Here is an 18,765-nt window from a genome sequence, read left to right as displayed (position 1 = left end):
TTTGCTCCTGGGCGGCTGTCATCATCCTGTCATTGCCTGTGGACAGATGTGTCGTATAATCGCCGACATTGATGTGTTGAGAATAGCTTGTGCAAGATATTCGTTGGAAAGCGTTCTGGAGTCTGCTGTTTTGGGCGTTCTGTTGCCTGATGGTGGGCTGGTTCACCAGTGCAGACACTGCCTGGCTATTGTTTATGGCAGGTGTGCTGGCCTATCTTGCCGGACATTTATACTGGACGCACCGCCTGTACCAGTGGGCGCTCAAACCCAGCCTTAACTTCATGCCAAACGGCAAAGGCATCTGGGAGGACATCTTTGCTAATCTGTATCATGAAATGCGCCGCCATTCGCGCAGCCAAAGTCAGCTGAGCAGTACACTTGAGCGCCTGCGTCATGCCACCAGTGCGTTGCCAGATGGGGTGGTGGTACTGAATAACCGTAACGAAATTGAATGGTTTAACGAGCCTGCGATTCAGCGACTGGGTTTAAAGCGGCATCATGATGAAAACCAGCCGATTTATTACTTGTTGCGGCAAGCCGAGTTTGTGACGTATTTGCAGGCCGAAGATTACAGTGAGCCGCTTAAACTCAAATCCTGGCGCAGCCCGGATGTGACGCTGGAATTACAGATTATTCCCTTTGCCAGCAAGCAGCGCTTGCTGATCTGCCGTGATGTATCTGCCATTGAAAAAACCGAGGTCATGCGCCGCGATTTTATTGCCAATGTATCGCATGAGTTGCGTACGCCACTGACAGTCATCGGCGGTTTTCTCGAAACCATTAGTGATATGCAAGGTGAAGTCTCGCCGGATATCCAACCTTATTTCGACATGATGCAGTCGCAAACAACGCGCATGCGGCGCATTATTGAAGACTTGCTGACCTTGTCGCGTTTGGAAAATAACGTCACGCTCAAAGATGAAACCGATATTGCCATGCCTGCCTTGCTGCAGCAGTTGCAGAAAGATGCACAGGCATTGAGCCAGGGCCAGCATACCGTGACGCTGCATATGGAGACGAAAGTTAATCTGCGCGGCAGTTATAACGAATTGTTGAGCGCCTTGGGTAACCTGACCAGTAATGCCGTGCGCTATACCCCTGAGCAAGGCAAGATTGATATCTACTGGCAGATGCGCGGCGAGGATGCCGTATTCAGCGTGCAGGATACCGGCATAGGCATTGAGCCGCATCAATTGCCGCGCCTGACGGAACGTTTTTACCGTGTCGATAGCGGCCGCAGTCGTGACACTGGCGGCACCGGCTTAGGGTTGTCCATCGTCAAACATATTTTGCATCACCATCAGGCCAGTTTGCAGATTGAAAGTGAGCCTGGCCAGGGCAGCCGTTTCCAGATTGTCTTTCCGGCACAGCGGGTATTGCCTGCATGAGTTTTTCCGGCTGGCGTGTGATGATCTTACTGCTGGCCGGATGCAGCACGACACCGGATGGCGGTTATGTCGATTCGCCTAATGGGCGGCCGGTGCCTGTGCGGCAAGACCGCAATACCTTTCATCAACTGGTCAAAACAGACCTCGATCGCCTGGCCGATATTGAATATAGCGAAAACGTCAGTACCTTGCGCTTGCTCATGCTCAAAATGTACAAGCGCAACCCGGCTGAGGCGCAAAAATCAGGTCTGGGGACGCCAGAACAAATTGCCAGCTATGTGTTTGAGCAGGTCGCCACGCATCACTGGCAGTTCGATGCCTTGGGTGGTGCGCAAGATACCGCTGCGATTAAACTGGCCCTGAATGCACAATACAGCGGAGACCGCGTGTTAGCCTTGGTGGTTGGCATACAGTCCATGCTGTTCCGTGCCCATGGCAATAAATCGGCTTTTTTCCTCACCGATAGCATAGAGCCGCAGAGTTTGTATAATGCGGCCAGGAATATTGAGATTGCGGTATGGAAGCTGACCAATGCCAAAAATACACAAGGCGAGTTATTGCTACTCACCAATAGTTTGCCGGGCGAAGTGCAGAATCTCAGTTTTGAGCGGGAATTCAGCAAACTGATCGCCCGGACCGATTTATTGGCGCTGACACTGGCCGAAAAGTCGCAACGTTTTATTTCGCGCCTGACCCAAAGTATTACCACGGCGCCTTTTCTACCTTTTAGATAAATTTAATCATGCAACAAGCACTGACCTTACTCAATGGCTTAACACCGGCACAGTTCATGGCGGAATACTGGCAAAAAAAGCCATTATTGATTCGTGGCGCAATGCCGGACTTCCAGGGCTTGCTAGATCCTGAAGAGCTAGCCGGGCTCGCGTGTGATAGTGAAGTGCCCGCCAGGTTAATACAGTTTGATCCCGACCGTGCGCAAGCAGGTGATGGCTGGCAAGTCAGGCAAGGGCCGTTTGATGATGATGACTTTACGGCATTGCCAGCGCAGCATTGGACGTTGCTGGTACAGGGCATGAATCATGTGTTGCCGGAAGCGCAAGCCTTGCTGTCGCAGTTTGATTTTATCCCGACAGCCAGGTTGGATGATGTGATGGTCAGTTACGCGCCTACGGGAGGCGGGGTTGGCCCGCATATCGATAGTTACGACGTTTTCTTGCTGCAAGGCGCAGGCAAGCGCCGCTGGCGCATCAGCCAGCAAACGGACTTACGCTTGATTCCTGAAGCGCCGTTGCGCATCCTGTCGCATTTTGTCAGTGAGCAAGAGTGGGTGCTGGAACCCGGCGATATGCTGTACCTGCCACCCAATGTCGCGCACTGGGGCATCGCCGAAGATGATGACTGCATGACCTACTCCATTGGTTTCCGGGCCCCAGCGGCCAGGGAACTGGCGATCGAGTTCCTGGATGAGTGCCGCCAGAATGGCTTGCCGGATGCCTTGTACCGTGATCCCGACTTGCAACCAGTGGTGGATGCGGCGGAGGTGGATGTCAATATGGTGAATAATGTCGCAGACATGCTGCGCCGCTTGCCCTGGCAAACTGAGCAATTAGGGCCTTTTCTGGCAAAGTATTTTTCTGAGCCCAAGGCATATGTTGTTTTTTCCCCTAATCGTAAACTCAGCCTGGAAAAGTTTTCCCAACGCCTGGCACAACAGGGCGTCGTCATGGATCTGCAGACACAGATGCTGCATTGGCAAGGCCAGTATTTTATCAATGGTGAAAGCGTGCAAGCGCCCGCTGAAGGCGCGCCTTTGTTGAATGCCTTTGCCAATCATCGACAACTGGAGCCGGCGATATGCCAGGGGGAGTCGATAGTGAGCTTGTTGCCATGGCTGCATGAAATGTATTTGTCAGGCTATGTGCATCTGGCTGAAAACGCAGCTTAATTGCATTGGTAGCAAATGATTTGCGGGTGTTTTTGTGAAAAAAACACCTAGATGTGGTTGTCACGCAAAAAAATCCATGTTTTTTAAGAGAATGTGCGTTCTTTTTTTAATGAATTACTGATACAATTTTTTCACTCGGCTGGTTCTGCATCAAGGGGATTGTCCGTACATAATTTTTTGCTCATACATACTAAGGAAATAAAGATGACACGTTCTGCATTGTTGGCTGCATTGTTGGCTCTGGCTTTGACTGCTTGTGGTGAAAAACCAGCTGAAGAAGCGCCTGCTGCTGAGGCACCTGCTGCTGAAGCTCCTGCTGCTGAAGCTCCTGCTGAGGCACCTGCTGCTGAAGCCGCTCCTGCTGAGGCTGCACCTGCTGAAGCTGCTCCTGCTGAAGCTCCAGCTGAAGAAGCTAAGTAATTCAGACTTGAGTAATCTGGTTTTAATTAAGTCTGGTTTATTTAAAATCTAGCATTCACTTAAAATCCAAGCTTACTTAGATGTAGAAAAGCCGACGAAAGTCGGCTTTTTTATTTGTGCTTCAATAATCGCTGAAAGCGATACTTGCCTGTCAGGCCGCGCTTTTGAGTGGGGTTAATTCATTTGCAATCTGGCAAATGCGGATAAAGTCTTCTGCTACCAATGCGGCACCGCCAATCAGACCGCCATCGACATCCGGCATGCTGAGCAGTTGAGCGGCATTCCCTGGGTTCATGCTGCCGCCATACAATAAGGAAATCTCCTCTGCCACTTGTGCATCAAGCAATTCAATGTGGCCGCGGATAAAAGACAAAATAGCCTGCGCATGTTGCGGTGTGGCCGCCTTGCCCGTGCCGATGGCCCATACCGGTTCATAGGCAATCACGCCTTTTGATAGCGCCTGGATGCCGACATGCGCAATGACCGGATTCAGTTGACGCACCACCACCAGGTCAGTTTCACCCTGTTCATACTCGTCCAGCGTTTCACCGATACACAAGATCGGTGTCAGCCCGGCCTTTAAGGCGGCTTCAAAACGTTCACCACAGCTTTCATCATTGTCGTGGCCACGCTGTCTGCGCTCGGAATGACCAATAATCACATAGGTGCAGCCAAACTCCTTCAGCATGAGCGGTGACACTGAGCCTGTGTAAGCGCCTTTTTCATGGCGGCTCATGTTTTGCCCGCCCCAAGCAATATGGCTGTTTTGCAGCACTTGTTGGGCTTGATACAGATAAGGATGTGGTGGGCACACCGCATAGCGGGCACGGTGATGGCGTGTCTGTTGCAACAGGCTTTGCATGAATTGCTGGTTGTCTGGCAAATTGCCATGCATTTTGCGATTGGCAACCACCAACTTGGGGCGATTTGTCATCACACCGTTTCCTTTAAGGGTTTTCTTTCTATAATGACGGATATTCTACAGAAAACTTGACGTTATGCCCGCATTAGATTTTTCCCTGCAACTTGCCTCAGCTACGGCCGATATTCCTGCTGCGGCGCAATTTAAACGTTGGGTGCGTGCCGCGTTGCGCGTAGAAACCAGCCTGACGATCCGTATTGTTGACGAGGCAGAAGGGCGGCAGTTAAACGCGGCATATCGCGGCCGCGATTATGCCACCAATGTGCTGACTTTTCCGCTCACTGAAGAGCCTATGCTGATGGGCGATATTGTGATTTGCGCGCCCGTCGTTGCCAGAGAGGCAATGGAGCAGGGCAAGCCGCTGCTTGCGCATTATGCACACATGACCGTGCATGGCGTACTGCATCTGCACGGTTATGACCATGAGGTGGATGCGCAGGCCGATTTGATGGAAGCGATGGAAGTCGCGGTGATGCAAACACTCGGCTTTGCCAATCCTTATGCAGAATAAGCTTTAATCCCAGGCAGCAAATCGCTACAATCCCTGCATGGAGTTCACTGCCCACAGTCCGGTCAAAATCAAAGGCGAGCCGCTTTCGACGCTGCCGCAGGACTTGTACATTCCGCCGGATGCACTGGAAGTCTATCTGGAGACCTTTGAAGGTCCGCTGGATTTGTTGTTATATCTGATCCGCAAGCACAATCTGGATATTCTGGATATTCCCATGGCTGATCTGACAGTCCAGTACATGACCTATGTCGATAAAATGAAGACGGTGAACCTGGAACTGGCGGCGGAGTATTTATTGATGTCCGCCATGCTGATTGAGATTAAGTCGCGCATGCTGTTACCCAAGCCGGCCGAGGTGGCAGAGGAAGAGGATCCGCGTGCCGAACTGGTCAGGCGCTTGATGGAATACGAAGCGATCAAGCTGGCGGCACAGCGGCTGGATGCGATGCCTAAAGTGGGCCAGGAGATTGATGTGGCGGCAGCTTATTATCAGCAGATCAGCCTGGTAAAACCGCCGGAAGTGAGCCTGGATGATTTGGTAGAGGCCTGGCGTAATGTGCTCAAACGTGCCAAGTTGAGTCAGCACCACAAGCTGGGGCGTGCCGAGCTTTCTGTGCGTGAGCATATGAGCTTGCTGCTGCGCAGGCTGAGTGCCGTGCAGGTGCTGCGTTTTGATGAGTTGTTCGATCTTGAGGCCGACGGTGTACCCAAGCTGGTGGTGAACTTTCTAGCCATGCTGGAGCTGGCCAAAGAGGGCCTGGTGCGTATTACACAGCAAGATGCGTTTGGCACCATTTATGTACAAGCCAATAGTGCGGCTTAGGAAGTAATCTCATGCGTGAACCAGACAGCATTGAAGAGATGAAGCGTATTCTGGAAGCCGCGTTACTGACTTCGCCACAACCGTTGGCACTCGATGATTTGCTCAAATTATTTGCCGGGCGCATGGAGCGCGCGACGCTACGTATGCTGCTGGATGAATTGAAAGCGGACTGGGTGGAAAAAACACTGGACCTGGTGCAGGTGGCCAGTGGGTATCGCTTTCAGGCCAAGGTGGAATATAGTGAGTATCTGTTGCGTTTGAACCCGGAACGGCAGCCGAAATATTCGCGGGCAGTGATGGAAACACTGGCGATTATTGCGTACAGGCAACCAGTTACGCGCGGCGATATTGAGCAAATTCGTGGCGTGGCTGTAAATCCTAATGTGATTCGCCAACTGCAGGAACGTGACTGGATCGACGTGGTCGGGCAACGTGAAGTGCCGGGCAGGCCATCACTATATGCGACGACCAAACATTTTCTGGATGACTTGAATTTGCGCTCACTGGCAGAGTTGCCGCCTTTTGAGGCGTTTGCGCAAACAGAAATCCCGCTGGAGTAAGATTGATCATGCAAGCGCCATTACTTAGAATCAGAATCAACCACGAAGGCAACACCGCACTCGGGCCAGGCAAGATCGAGCTTTTGCAACATATTGCACAGCATGGCTCAATTTCTGCGGCCGCCAAGCAGATGCGTATGTCGTATCGCCGCGCCTGGGAGTTGGTTGATGTGATGAACCGCTGTTTTGACCAGGCGGTGGTGGTGAGTACAGCGGGTGGTTCTCATGGTGGTGGAGCGCAAGTGACCGAGTTTGGCCAGGCACTGATAGGGGCCTATCAGCAGATTCTACAAAAATCGGCGCAAGCCGCCGCGGATGAATTGCAGTTGATTACGCAGCATTTGAAGAAAGACTGATTTTTTTAATTATCGTAATGTATATGTGGGTATAACGATGGTAGCATCGCATATGTATGATTAATTGATAACTGGGTGGACGTAATGAAAAAGTGGGTGTGGCTGGGGTTGTGCCTGATCAGCGTATTGGCACAGGCAGAAGACAAGAAAATCAAGGTGTTTGCTGCGGCAAGTTTGACCGATGTCATGAACGTGCTGGTCAAGCAATATGGTCAGCAAACCGGTGTGCAGGTCGTGCCTGTCTATGGCGGTTCTGGCACCCTGGCTAAACAACTGGAACAAGGCGCGCCAGGCGACCTGTTTATTTCCGCAGACGAAAAATGGATGCAATACCTGAAGGATAAGCAATTGGTGCAGCTTGCCACAATCAAGCCATGGCTGGGTAACCGCCTGGTGATGATTACGCCGCAAAACAAACCGTTAACAATCAAGGCTGATGCCAACACCGATATTGGCCAGCAAGCCCCCGGCTATTGGTGCACGGGCGATACCTTGTCGGTGCCGGTAGGCATTTATGCCAAGCAGTCACTGACTAACCTGGGCTGGTGGGACAAGCTGAAAACGCGGCTGGTGAGCACGCAGGATGTGCGGGCAACGCTGAGCCTGGTCGAGCGTGATGAGTGTGATGTGGGTATTGTCTATGCCAGCGATGCGCAATCATCCAGCAAGGTCAAAGTGGCCGGTGAGTTTGCCGAAAACAGTCATGTGCCGATTATCTACCCGATGGCATTATTACCGCAGGCGGCGGCAGAAACCAATGCTTTTTACCATTACCTGCAATCTGCCGAAGCTAAAAAACTGTTACTCTCTTACGGTTTTAAACCCTTGTTCAACGATTAGTCTGCAAGCTGTTTGTGACTGTTATGTGGTCGTTGTCTCCTGTTGAAATCGACATCGTGCTGTTGTCACTGAAAGTGGCTGCCTGCTGTGTGCTGGTGTTGCTGTTGCCAGCCATCGCTATGGCCTGGCTGCTGGCCAGAAAGCAATTCTGGGGACATGCTGTTGTGGATGCGCTGGTGCATCTGCCCATGGTGTTGCCGCCAGTGGTGCTAGGCTATATGTTGCTGGTGTTGCTGGGACGGCGCGGCTGGATTGGCAGTTGGTTGTATGAGCAATTTCACATACAACTGACCTTCCACTGGTGGGGGGCGGTGATCGCCTCTGCTGTGATGGCGTTTCCGCTGATGGTGCGTGCTATTCGCCAGGCGCTGATGCAGGTAAATCCTTTATTGGAGCAGGCCGCGCAGACATTAGGGGCCACACCAGTCAAAACATTTTTTTCAATTACCCTGCCGCTTTCTTATCACGGTGTACTCACTGGCGGTATTCTGGCGTTTAGCCGTAGCCTGGGTGAGTTTGGCGCCACCATTACCTTTGCGGGTAACCTCGAAGGTGAAACCCGTACCTTGCCATTGGCGATTTATAGCCTCACCCAGTCGCCAGAAGGGGATGCCGCCGCCCTGCGACTGGTGATGTTGAGTGTACTGGTCTCTGTGTTCGCTTTGCTGGCCAGCCAGTGGCTGGAGCGCCGCCTGCTCAGGAGTCAGCGCTGATGTTTACGGTCGATATCCGGATACAGCAGCCTTATGCGGCAAGCACTGCATTTGACCTGCAGGCAAGCTTCGCGCTGGCACCAGGTCAATGCTTGGGAATCATGGGCGCATCGGGTTCAGGAAAAACAACCTTACTGCATAGTATTGCCGGGCTGTTGATGCCGTCTTCCGGCGTGATCCGCAGTGGTGATCATGTTTGGTTCGATCATAAACAGACGATTCAATTGCCGCCATGGCAGCGCCGAGTGGGCTTGGTATTCCAGGATGGGCGCTTGTTTCCGCATATGAGCGTAGAGCAGAATTTACGGTATGGCATGCCCGCAGGCTTGGCCAGGATCGTGCTGCCCGAGGTGGTGGATGTGCTAGCCATCCAGCCCTTGCTTAAACGCAAGCCCAGCCAGTTGTCTGGTGGGGAAAAGCAGCGGGTGGCCATCGGGCGTGCTTTGTTGCGCCAGCCGTCGGTGTTACTGATGGATGAGCCATTGAGCGGCCTGGATGATGGGCTCAAGCAGCAAGTATTGCCTTATATCAAGCAGGTGATTGCAACGTTTGGTTTGCCAACGCTATACGTCAGCCATGTGGGGGATGAAGTGGCGGAGGTTGCCGATGAAGTGTTAACGCTGGCGCAAGGAGTCTTGCGCCAGGTTGTTGATTAGTGGCTGCGCGGGCGAATCACGGCGTTGCACGGTACTCGAAATCCTCATGTACTTCGAGTACATTCCGGTTTCTGCGTGCCGTGCGCCTGGTGCTTCATCCCGCTCGCTCACTAATGCTGTGTTTATAACTAACGCGAAAAGTTAGTGGTGATGACCACCGGCACCATGCACGTGCTGGTGAGAAATTTCTTCCTGGTTTGCTGAACGCACGCTGGCGATGGTTGCAGTAAACAACAGGCGTTGGCCAGCCCAAGGATGGTTGCCGTCAACCACGACTTTGCCGTCTGCAATGTCAGTGATGGTGTACAAAATTACGTCGCCGGTTTCGTCTTCACCTTCAAACTGCATGCCCACTTTCAGGTCTTTGCTAGGAAATGCACTGGCTGGTTCGATTTGCACCAAGGCATCATCGTATTCGCCAAAAGCATCTTCCGGGTCCAGGCTTACTTCTATCACGTCGCCCACGTTTTTGCCGTGCATGGCTTCTTCCACTTTCGGGAAAATATTGTCATAACCGCCATGCAGATAGGCAACCGGATCCTTGCTTTCTTCCAAGGTGTCGCCATCGCTATTTTGCAGTTTATAGGTCATGGTGACCACGGTGTTCATCGCTACTTGCATGTCTAAAGTCCTAAAGTTCTTTGATAAAACAGTATTCTAAAGGATATTGTCTGCATGTGTCATTCTTGCCGACGATAATATTGTCCGTAAAGTTTTCGCCATTGCCAAGGCGGCATCGGCTCGGCATCTTGCCACAAGCCCAAGCCTTGTTGCTGTGCCTGGCGCTGTAACGTATCCAGTTCTAACCGTTTTGAATAGCGTGCGTTAAACCAGGCCATGCCCAGCGCAATTTGTGATTGGCTGGCATCGGTGTTGTTGCAATACAAATGCCCCAGTGTCCTGCCATAGAGATCACGGCCTTGCAGTTGGACGGCAATGTTTGCGTGCTCGCAAAGCTGCTTCAGGCTGCGTCTGGATTGGATGCCGAAAGCTTGCTGCCGTTCAGGTGCGTCGATATCCAGCAGGCGTAAGTGGTAGGTGAGGGTGTTGTCACGAATAATGACGGTGTCGCCATCAATGACGTTGACCAGTACAGGCGCTGCATGTGAGTAAACGCTTGCAATCAGCAAGCCAACTGGCAGCCAAACTTTTATCATGCAATGCTTAATCCAGCAGGCTGGTGTAATTGTCTGGTGTCAGTACGCTGGGAATCGCCTCTGGCAGCAAGTCGGGATAATCTTTACTAAAGTGCAGGCCGCGACTTTCATGGCGGTCAATGGCACATCGCACAATCAGCTCGGCTACTTGCAGCAAATTACGCAGTTCAATGAGGTCGTGGCTGACTTTAAAGTTACTGTAGAACTCATGCACTTCGTTCCGCAACATATGGATACGATGCAGGGCGCGGCTCAGGCGTTTGGTGGTGCGCACAATACCGACATAGTTCCACATGAAGCGGCGTAATTCATCCCAGGTATGGGTAATCAGCACCTCTTCGTCGGCATCGGTAACGCGGCTTTCATCCCAGTCAGGCAATGAAATGGTCGGCTGTAAGCCTTGTGCTTCTATGTCCAGTGCGCAGCTTTGACTAAAGGCCAGGCATTCCAGTAATGAGTTGCTCGCCAGGCGGTTCGCCCCGTGCAGGCCGGTGCAAGCAGTTTCGCCAATCGCATACAGGCAGTCAATGTCGGTGCGGCCATGCATATCGGTCATCACGCCGCCACAGGTGTAGTGAGCAGCAGGCACCACCGGAATCGGTTGTTTGCTGATATCAATGCCCAATTGCAGGCAGCGCTGATAAATGTTGGGGAAGTGCGATTGAATAAACTCGACTGGTTTGTGGCTGATATCCAGGTAGACGCAATCCAGGCCGCGTTTTTTCATTTCAAAGTCGATGGCGCGCGCAACCACATCACGTGGCGCCAGTTCGGCGCGTTCGTCATGCCAGGGCATAAAGCGCGTTCCATCAGGCAACAGCAATAAGCCACCTTCACCACGCAATACTTCTGAAATCAAAAAGGATTTTGCATGTGGGTGATAAAGGCAGGTTGGGTGAAATTGCACGAATTCCATATTCGCCACGCGGCACCCTGCGCGCCAGGCCATGGCGATACCATCGCCGGTGCTGATGTCAGGGTTGGTGGTGTATAAATATACTTTGCCCGCGCCGCCCGTAGCGGTGACAGTGTATTGCGCAGAAAGCGTGATCACTTTGCCAGTCTGGTTATTGAGCACGTAGGCGCCCAGGCAGCGGTTGGGGCCGTCGCTGGCTGTTTGTTTGAACAGTTTGTGCGTGGTGATCAGATCGACCGCGATATGGTGTTCTAGAATAGTGATGTTCGGATGCTCGCGTACGCGATCTGTGAGTGTGGTTTGCACTGCCTGGCCGGTCGCATCAGCCACATGTACCACGCGTCGGTGACTGTGGCCGCCTTCACGGGTCAGGTGCAAGCGGTCATCGTCCGCTTCGCGGGTGAAATTCACGCCTTGCTGCAATAACCACTCAATGCTGGCGCGGCCATTGGTCACCACCATGCGTGTCACTTCGCTGTCACACAGTCCGGCGCCTGCATCCAGGGTGTCTTTAATATGGGCTTCTATGGAGTCTTCGCTGTTGTGTACAGCAGCAATGCCGCCCTGTGCCCAGTTGCTGGCACTCAAGGTGAGCTCGCGCTTGCTTAAGATGCATACCCGGTGTTGATCAGCCAATCGTAACGCCAGCGATTGCCCCGCCAGCCCGCTGCCAATAATCAGGACATCAAACACTTTATTCATATTGTTTTGAGATCAATGGAACTTTGGAAGGGAGTGCAGGGTCACATAATTGTCTGTATTGCGTGTTGCAGTGGCAGGCAAAAATAAGGGATGAGGCGATGTTACACACAGCAAATTTAGAGGCGTTAACGCGCACCGGGTTCGTCGAAAATAACACAAAAGCGTATACTACTCCCAATCATAAAATTACCCAAGGGAGTCATCGCGATATGACTGTTCAGGCGGCGAACGCCAAACAGCAAGAGAATAAAGAGTTTGACCAGATGCTGGTTGAACGTGCTCAACAAGGCGATAAACGTGCCTTTGGATTGTTGGTAGAAAAATACCATCGTAAACTCGGCCGCTTGTTGTCGCGCATGATCCGTGACCAGGCCGAGGTGGAAGACGTGGTGCAGGAGTCTTTTATCAAGGCGTATCGTGCATTGCACAGTTTTCGTGGTGACAGTGCGTTTTACACCTGGTTGTACCGGATTGGTATTAACACGGCCAAGAATTATCTTGTTTCTTTGGGGCGCAAGCCGCAGGTGATGCAGGATGTGGAAATCGAAGATGTAGAAAACTTCGATGAAGGCGATGACATGCGTACGATGGAGACGCCTGAAACATCGCTGATGACGAAAGAAATTGCGCAAACAGTGAACGATGCGATTGCCGCATTGCCTGAAGAGTTACGCACTGCAATTACTTTGCGCGAGTTGGAAGGCTTGAGTTATGAAGACATTGCTAACGTGATGCAATGTCCTATCGGTACAGTACGTTCACGTATTTTTCGGGCGCGCGAAACAATTGCGGCGAAGTTGAGGCCATTGTTGGATACACCTCAGCATAAACGTTGGTAATCGCGCGATATTTGCTATAAAACGGTGGTGGGTGTGTAGGTGTTATGACAAATTTTTTGTTAAATGCTAACATAAAAACATTGATTGACTTGGGGTTATTATGAAGCAGCAATTATCTGCATTGGTCGACGGTGAAGTCGATGTTGAACGCTGTGAACATATTTTTCTCGCAGCCAAATCTACGGGTGACGTTGCCCAGGCCTGGCGTGACTATCATGTGATTCGCGATGTGATCCGTGAAGAATGCTGGGTGGAGTCTGATATGACCAGCCGCATTATGGCGCAGCTTGATGATGAACCCACCATGTTGGCGCCGCAAGCCCTCACTGTGTCTGAAAAGGTGACTCATATCCGTCCGCGTTTCAGTAAATATAGCTGGTCAATCGCCGCTTCGGTGGCTGCCGCTTTCTTTGTGGGCATGTTCGTGTTGAATCAGCCGGAAGTGGCTGCACCGACGCAAATTGCTGACAATGACACAGATCAATATGTCGTCGCGCATCACAACTATGCACCTAATAGTGCAACGTATTACATGCACAATGTAGCTTATAACGCTGGCGAATAACTTTACTGTCGTTACTCCGTATGTCACCTAAGTTTGATTTCCTTCGGGCGTTTGATTTCCGTCGAGCGCTCTTGCCTGTCTTGTGCCTGGCGACCATCAGCCAGGCTGCTTTTGCCGAAGAAGATCTCTGGGCAACCATGCAGAAAACCGCTTCTGCCGCCCGCGAATTAAATTATCAGGGTCTGTTTGTTTATCACAACGGCGCGATGATACGCTCGGTGCAGATTACCCATATTTATGAAGGCGGACGCGAGTTCACCCGCAATGTAGTACTGGACGGGCGGCCGCGCGAAGTCTTTAGTGAAGGCGATGATATCGTCATCTTCAATGCCAAAAATGACAAGGTCGTGATTGAAAAGCGACGCGGTCAGAACCTGTTTCCGGCCATGTTGCCCACACAGTTATATCCCCTCAAGCAAAATTACAAACTGAAGTTTGTCGGCCAGGAGCGCATTGCCGGACGGTTAGCGCAAGTGATCGACATGGTGCCGAATGACAACCTGCGTTATCAGTATCGGATCTGGTCAGATGCTGAATATGGCTTGTTGCTCAAAATGAGCATGCTCGATATGCAAGGCCATACGCTGGAACAGATTGGTTTTAATCAGGTGGCAATGCTGCACACCAAGGACCTTGACTGGTTTCAGCCCAAAATCGATGCGACCAAACCTTATGTGATGGATGACACCACCGATTTGACACACACGGTGGATAATCTGGTCGTGGCTAATTTGCCCGCGGGTTACAAAAAAGTGGATCAAATCCAGTTGAAAGTGCCGGGCAGGACTGCGCCTGTGCAGCAATTGATTTTCTCAGATGGTCTGGCATCCGTATCGCTGTTTGTTGAGCCGATGGTCAAAGGCATGCAGCCGCGTGTTGGTAAAAAAACCATGGGATCGACCAATGTCTATGCGCATGTGCTAAATGGCTACCAGTTGGTGGTCGTGGGCGAAGTGCCTGCACAAACGGTTGAGCAAATCGCTCAACAGGTGACGTTTAAAAAATAATTTTATGCCTGGTCAGTGGTTCAATTGCAAAGATTGATCGTTCTCAGGCCTCATGACATGGTGCGCAACCACTCTCCCCACAACTTGTATTTCTCTGCAGCGTCGCCATGTAATGAGGGTGACGCTTTCCCGTGTCAATATGCCCGTGCTGTGTTTCATGGCATGGCGTAAAAGATTTTTTTAATCATTAAATGGTAGGAATAATCATGATGAAACGATGGATTTCTGGCGTGATGTTAGCGTGTGCGATCACAATCGCCATGCCAGTGGTGGCCGTAGAGGCCAAAGACTTGCCTGATTTTACTGAGTTGGCAGAAAAACAAGGGCCGGCGGTGGTCAATATCAGCATTACTTCTGTAGTGCATGGTGGCAATATTGGCTTCCCTGGTATGCCGAATGACGAAAACCTGCAAGAGTTTTTGCGTCGCTTTGGTATCCCCGGGATGCCTGGTGGTCAAGGCCAGGACGGTGGCCAGGACTATAAAACGCAGTCCTTGGGCTCTGGTTTTATTATCAGTGCCGATGGCTATATTCTTACCAATGCGCATGTGGTGAATGAGGCCGATGAAGTGTTGGTCAAACTGTATGACAAGCGTGAATTCAAGGCGAAAATCATCGGTGCGGATAAGCGTACCGATGTGGCGCTGATTAAAATTGAAGCGACTGGCTTGCCTAAAGTGACTGTCGGTGACCCTAACGCATTGAAGGTCGGTGAATGGGTGGCGGCCATTGGTTCGCCGTTCGGCCTTGAAAACACCATGACCGCCGGTATTGTGAGTGCCAAAGGTCGCGCACTGCCACAAGAGAATTATGTGCCGTTTATTCAAACTGACGTCGCGATCAACCCGGGTAACTCCGGTGGCCCGCTGTTTAACCTGCGTGGCGAAGTGGTGGGTGTGAACTCGCAGATTTATAGTAAAAGCGGCGGTTCCATGGGCTTGTCTTTCAGTATCCCGATTGATGTCGCCATTGATATTTCCAATCAGCTCAAGGCCACTGGCCGCATTGCACGTGGCTGGTTAGGTATCGGTATTCAGGAAGTGACCAAAGACCTGGCTGACTCGTTCGGCCTCAAGCAAACCAGCGGTGCTTTGATCGCAGGCATTGAGAAAAACAGCCCGGCGGATAAGGGCGGCTTGGAAGCGGGCGATATTATTCTCAAGTTTGATGGTAAGCCAATTACGACTTCGAGTGATTTGCCACGTGTGGTGGCGACCACCAAGCCAGGCAAAGTGGTGCCCGTGGAAATTGTGCGCAAAGGTGCCAACAAAACGCTGCAATTGGGCGTTGGCGAAATGCCTAGCGAACAACCTGAGGTGGCCGCGTCCAGCAAAGAGCCGGTCAAGCCAGAGGCGAATAAAATTGGCCTGACCTTGCGTGAACTCACTGCATTGCAGAAGAAAAAGCTTAATGGTAAAAATGGCCTGCTGGTGATTGAGAGTGGTGGTGCAGCCGCGCAAGCCGGTATCCGTCGCGGTGATGTGATTCTTGGCTTGAATAACAATGAAAGCCAAAGCGTGGATGCGTTTAACAAGCAGATTAATGCGGTGGCTGCAGGTAAAACCGTGGCAGTATTAGTACAGCGCGGTGAAAACACCTTGTACGTGCCGATTAAAATCAAGTAAGGGCTGTGATGATGTTGCAAAAAGACAGGACAGCCTGTCTTTTTGTTTTTTAAGGCCGGGAATTCACGCTGCCTGCCTGGGCCTGGGCGGAAAATAAATCACTGATATTCATGCATTTGTTGTAAAATGCACCCCATTTGAAAGGCGCTTCAAGCGCCTTTCTTGCTTGTAAATAACGCATAACTGAACATGAAAAATATTCGTAATTTTTCGATCATTGCCCACATTGACCACGGCAAATCGACACTGGCAGACCGCATTATTCAATTATGCGGTGGCCTGGAGGCGCGCGAAATGGAAGCGCAAGTGCTCGATAGCATGGACATCGAGCGTGAGCGTGGCATTACTATCAAGGCGCAAACCGCAGCCTTGCAATACAAAGCCAATAACGGTGAAATTTATCAGCTCAACCTGATTGATACCCCTGGTCACGTCGACTTTAGTTACGAAGTGAGTCGCTCGCTGTCTGCCTGTGAGGGCGCGTTGCTGGTGGTAGATGCCTCGCAAGGTGTAGAGGCGCAAAGTGTGGCCAACTGCTATACCGCGATTGATCTGGGTGTCGAAGTGACGCCTATCCTCAACAAGATTGACTTGCCCTCTGCGGACCCGGCGCGTGTCTCGCAAGAAATTGAAGATGTCATCGGCGTCGATGCGACGGATGCCGTGCGTTGTTCGGCCAAAACAGGCGAAGGCGTGCGCGATGTGCTGGAAGAAGTCGTCGCCAAGGTGCCGCCGCCAGTCGGTGATATTGATGCACCGTTGAAAGCCCTGGTGATTGACGCCTGGTTTGATAACTATGTGGGCGTGGTCATGCTGGTGCGCGTGGTGGATGGTTCGTTGAAGGCCAAAGAAAAGATCCGCCTGATGGCGACTGGCGCTGAGTATTTGTGTGAACAAGTGGGTGTATTTACGCCTAAGTCGGTACAGCGCACGCAATTAAGCGCCGGTGAAGTGGGCTTTATTATTGCTGGCATTAAAGAGCTGGCGGCAGCCAAGGTTGGTGATACGGTGACCTTAGCTGGCAAACCTGCGGCTGCGCCATTGCCTGGCTTTAAAGAAGTGAAGCCGCAAGTGTTTGCAGGCTTGTATCCGGTGGAGTCCAACCAGTTTGAATCCTTGCGTACCGCACTGGAAAAACTGAGTTTGAATGACTCCAGCTTGCAGTTTGAGCCGGAAAACTCGACTGCGCTGGGTTTTGGCTTCCGCTGCGGCTTTTTGGGCTTGCTGCATATGGAGATCGTACAGGAGCGCCTGGAGCGCGAGTACGACATGGATTTGATTACCACTGCGCCTACAGTGATTTATGAGCTGTTACTGAGAAGTGGTGAAGTAGTACAAATCGAAAACCCGTCACGCTTACCTGAGCCTTCCCGGGTTGAAGAAATTCGTGAGCCCATGATTGTGGTGAACTTGCTGATGCCACAAGACTATGTCGGCCCAGTGATGACCTTGTGTAATAACAAGCGCGGTATCCAGCGCAATATGCAATACATGGGCCGCCAGGTCATGTTGAGCTACGAGATGCCGTTGAATGAGGTGGTGCTGGATTTCTTTGATAAGCTGAAGTCAGTGTCACGTGGCTATGCCTCCATGGACTACGAGTTTCTTGAGTTCCGTGCTGCGGACCTGGTCAAACTGGATATTATGGTCAACGGCGAGCGTGTCGATGCATTAAGCCTGATTGTGCACCGTGCCAACAGCTTGTATCGCGGCCGTGAACTGGTGTCTAAAATGCGCGAATTGATTCCACGCCAGATGTTTGATATTGCGATTCAGGCGTCGATTGGTGCCAACATTATTGCGCGTGAAACGGTGAAGGCCATGCGTAAAAACGTGATTGCCAAATGTTATGGCGGTGATATCACGCGTAAGCGCAAGTTGCTGGAAAAACAAAAAGAAGGTAAAAAGCGTATGAAGCAGGTGGGTAACGTGGAAATTCCACAAGAAGCCTTCCTTGCCATCTTGCGTGTAGAAGATAAATAGTCACTTTTAGTGCAATAGCTTACTCAGGAAACAAGCATGTATTTTGCAATCTTTATGTTGGTGATTTTGCTGGTCTCAGGCGTGATCTGGCTGCTGGATATTCTGGTCTTGCGCAAACAACGCCAGGCGGGTGCATTGGGCGATGTCGCCGACCCATGGTATGTGGAATACAGTAAAAGCTTTTTTCCGGTAATTTTGCTGGTATTTATGGTGCGCTCGTTTGTGGTCGAGCCATTCAAGATTCCGTCCGGTTCCATGATGCCAACCTTGCTGGCAGGCGATTACATCCTGGTGAATAAATTCACTTACGGTTTGCGCGTGCCTATTATCAATAACGTGTTTTACCCGGTGAGCCTGCCCAAGCGTGGTGATGTATTTGTGTTTCATTACCCGCCTGACACTTCGATTGACTACATCAAGCGTGTAGTGGGTTTGCCAGGCGACAAAATCCAGTATCGCGACAAGCAGTTAACAATTAATGGCAAAGTGATTAATCTTGATTTTGTGCAGCCATATCAATATGCACTCAATGTGAATGACGAAAGCGGCAATGCGCGCGCGGTGGATGTGACTGCGTCACGCTTGAGCGAGCAGTTGGGCGACGTCAAGCATGATGTGTTGATTCATGACATCATGAACCAGTATAGCCCTGGTAGCGCGGGTGACCGCCTGATGCAGGGAGAAACGATTACTGTGCCGGCAGGTGAGTATTTCGCCATGGGCGATAACCGTGATAACAGCTCAGATAGCCGCGTGTGGGGCTTTGTCGCAGAAAAACATCTGGTCGGCCGCGCATTCTTTATCTGGTTTAATTTTGACCAATGGCGCCGTATCGGGCAAAGTATTGGTTAGGGGCACGGCGAGCCGTGTGGAAAA

Annotated in this window: 21 protein-coding genes; 17 read left to right on the top strand and 4 right to left on the bottom strand. The window is 51.4% G+C overall.

The annotated features are described in order from the left end of the window. The first annotated feature begins 89 nt into the window (after positions 1-89). The 4 genes from phoR (at position 90) to MET42_RS0111460 (ending at position 3,714) form a co-directional block, all read left to right on the top strand. On the top strand, positions 90-1,388 hold the full coding sequence (phoR, locus tag MET42_RS0111475) for a phosphate regulon sensor histidine kinase PhoR (protein ID WP_029512415.1): 1,299 nt from the start codon (positions 90-92) through the stop codon (positions 1,386-1,388). Continuing rightward, positions 1,385-2,122 (top strand): hypothetical protein, encoded by a 738-nt coding sequence (locus MET42_RS0111470; protein WP_019883151.1) that lies wholly within the window; start codon positions 1,385-1,387, stop codon positions 2,120-2,122. The genes phoR and MET42_RS0111470 overlap by 4 nt, the downstream gene beginning before the upstream one ends. 8 nt (positions 2,123-2,130) lie before the next feature. Then, a complete protein-coding gene (locus tag MET42_RS0111465) occupies positions 2,131-3,294 on the top strand; it encodes a cupin domain-containing protein (RefSeq protein WP_019883150.1) in 1,164 nt (387 codons plus the stop codon). Positions 3,295-3,498: 204 nt separating this feature from the next. Next, positions 3,499-3,714 carry a hypothetical protein gene (locus MET42_RS0111460; protein WP_019883149.1) on the top strand — a complete coding sequence of 72 codons (216 nt, stop codon included), beginning with the start codon at positions 3,499-3,501 and terminating at the stop codon, positions 3,712-3,714. A gap of 151 nt (positions 3,715-3,865) precedes the next feature. Here the strand turns inward: MET42_RS0111460 and tpiA are convergent, their stop codons facing one another. Further along, positions 3,866-4,648: a triose-phosphate isomerase gene (tpiA, locus tag MET42_RS0111455; RefSeq protein WP_019883148.1), complete on the bottom strand. Its 783-nt coding sequence runs from the start codon at positions 4,646-4,648 to the stop codon at positions 3,866-3,868. Between the two features lie 64 nt (positions 4,649-4,712). On the opposite strand from tpiA, the gene ybeY reads away from it, so the two are divergent. The 7 genes from ybeY to MET42_RS0111420 all read left to right on the top strand — a co-directional run bounded on the left by ybeY (position 4,713) and on the right by MET42_RS0111420 (position 9,095). After that, positions 4,713-5,147: an rRNA maturation RNase YbeY gene (gene ybeY, locus MET42_RS0111450; protein ID WP_019883146.1), complete on the top strand. Its 435-nt coding sequence runs from the start codon at positions 4,713-4,715 to the stop codon at positions 5,145-5,147. Between the two features lie 37 nt (positions 5,148-5,184). Then, complete coding sequence (locus MET42_RS0111445) at positions 5,185-5,970, top strand: ScpA family protein (protein ID WP_019883145.1); 786 nt, start codon at positions 5,185-5,187, stop codon at positions 5,968-5,970. Positions 5,971-5,981: 11 nt separating this feature from the next. Further along, on the top strand, positions 5,982-6,530 hold the full coding sequence (gene scpB / locus MET42_RS0111440) for an SMC-Scp complex subunit ScpB (RefSeq protein ID WP_019883144.1): 549 nt from the start codon (positions 5,982-5,984) through the stop codon (positions 6,528-6,530). A gap of 8 nt (positions 6,531-6,538) precedes the next feature. Beyond that, entirely contained in the window at positions 6,539-6,886 is a 348-nt protein-coding gene (locus MET42_RS0111435) for a winged helix-turn-helix domain-containing protein (protein WP_019883143.1), read from the top strand. A gap of 84 nt (positions 6,887-6,970) precedes the next feature. Beyond that, positions 6,971-7,726 carry a molybdate ABC transporter substrate-binding protein gene (gene modA, locus MET42_RS0111430; RefSeq protein ID WP_019883142.1) on the top strand — a complete coding sequence of 252 codons (756 nt, stop codon included), beginning with the start codon at positions 6,971-6,973 and terminating at the stop codon, positions 7,724-7,726. A gap of 23 nt (positions 7,727-7,749) precedes the next feature. Further along, positions 7,750-8,439, top strand: a complete 690-nt coding sequence (gene modB / locus MET42_RS0111425) for a molybdate ABC transporter permease subunit (protein WP_019883140.1) — start codon at positions 7,750-7,752, stop codon at positions 8,437-8,439. Beyond that, positions 8,439-9,095, top strand: a complete 657-nt coding sequence (locus MET42_RS0111420) for an ATP-binding cassette domain-containing protein (RefSeq protein ID WP_019883139.1) — start codon at positions 8,439-8,441, stop codon at positions 9,093-9,095. Before modB ends, MET42_RS0111420 begins: the two co-directional genes overlap by 1 nt. Positions 9,096-9,236: 141 nt before the next feature. Here MET42_RS0111420 and MET42_RS0111415 read toward each other — a convergent pair whose 3' ends face one another. From MET42_RS0111415 to nadB, 3 genes are read right to left on the bottom strand one after another with little or no spacing between them, the layout of a single operon-like run. Continuing rightward, entirely contained in the window at positions 9,237-9,716 is a 480-nt protein-coding gene (locus MET42_RS0111415; RefSeq protein ID WP_024930796.1) for a peptidylprolyl isomerase, read from the bottom strand. Positions 9,717-9,775: 59 nt separating this feature from the next. Beyond that, on the bottom strand, positions 9,776-10,252 hold the full coding sequence (locus MET42_RS0111410; protein ID WP_019883137.1) for a thermonuclease family protein: 477 nt from the start codon (positions 10,250-10,252) through the stop codon (positions 9,776-9,778). Between the two features lie 7 nt (positions 10,253-10,259). After that, complete coding sequence (gene nadB / locus MET42_RS0111405) at positions 10,260-11,870, bottom strand: L-aspartate oxidase (protein ID WP_019883136.1); 1,611 nt, start codon at positions 11,868-11,870, stop codon at positions 10,260-10,262. A gap of 209 nt (positions 11,871-12,079) precedes the next feature. Here nadB and rpoE point away from each other — a divergent pair, with 209 nt between their 5' ends. From rpoE to lepB, 6 genes are all read left to right on the top strand, one after another. Next, on the top strand, positions 12,080-12,709 hold the full coding sequence (gene rpoE / locus MET42_RS0111400; RefSeq protein WP_019883135.1) for an RNA polymerase sigma factor RpoE: 630 nt from the start codon (positions 12,080-12,082) through the stop codon (positions 12,707-12,709). 100 nt (positions 12,710-12,809) lie between these two features. Further along, complete coding sequence (locus MET42_RS0111395; RefSeq protein WP_019883134.1) at positions 12,810-13,274, top strand: sigma-E factor negative regulatory protein; 465 nt, start codon at positions 12,810-12,812, stop codon at positions 13,272-13,274. Positions 13,275-13,294: 20 nt separating this feature from the next. Then, complete coding sequence (locus MET42_RS0111390; RefSeq protein WP_019915178.1) at positions 13,295-14,281, top strand: MucB/RseB C-terminal domain-containing protein; 987 nt, start codon at positions 13,295-13,297, stop codon at positions 14,279-14,281. A 206-nt stretch (positions 14,282-14,487) separates the two neighbouring features. After that, positions 14,488-15,906 (top strand): DegQ family serine endoprotease, encoded by a 1,419-nt coding sequence (locus MET42_RS0111385; RefSeq protein ID WP_019883132.1) that lies wholly within the window; start codon positions 14,488-14,490, stop codon positions 15,904-15,906. 189 nt (positions 15,907-16,095) lie between these two features. Continuing rightward, the gene (lepA, locus tag MET42_RS0111380) at positions 16,096-17,889 is read left to right on the top strand and encodes a translation elongation factor 4 (RefSeq protein WP_019883131.1); all 1,794 of its coding nucleotides are present in this window, start codon (positions 16,096-16,098) and stop codon (positions 17,887-17,889) included. Between the two features lie 36 nt (positions 17,890-17,925). Then, positions 17,926-18,741: a signal peptidase I gene (lepB, locus tag MET42_RS0111375; protein ID WP_019883129.1), complete on the top strand. Its 816-nt coding sequence runs from the start codon at positions 17,926-17,928 to the stop codon at positions 18,739-18,741. Positions 18,742-18,765 lie beyond the last annotated feature (24 nt).

Source organism: Methylophilus sp. 42, from assembly GCF_000384155.1.
Lineage (GTDB): Bacteria > Pseudomonadota > Gammaproteobacteria > Burkholderiales > Methylophilaceae > Methylophilus.
The sequence above is the reverse complement of the archived record's forward strand: the minus strand, read 5'-3'. Positions and strand labels throughout refer to the sequence as shown.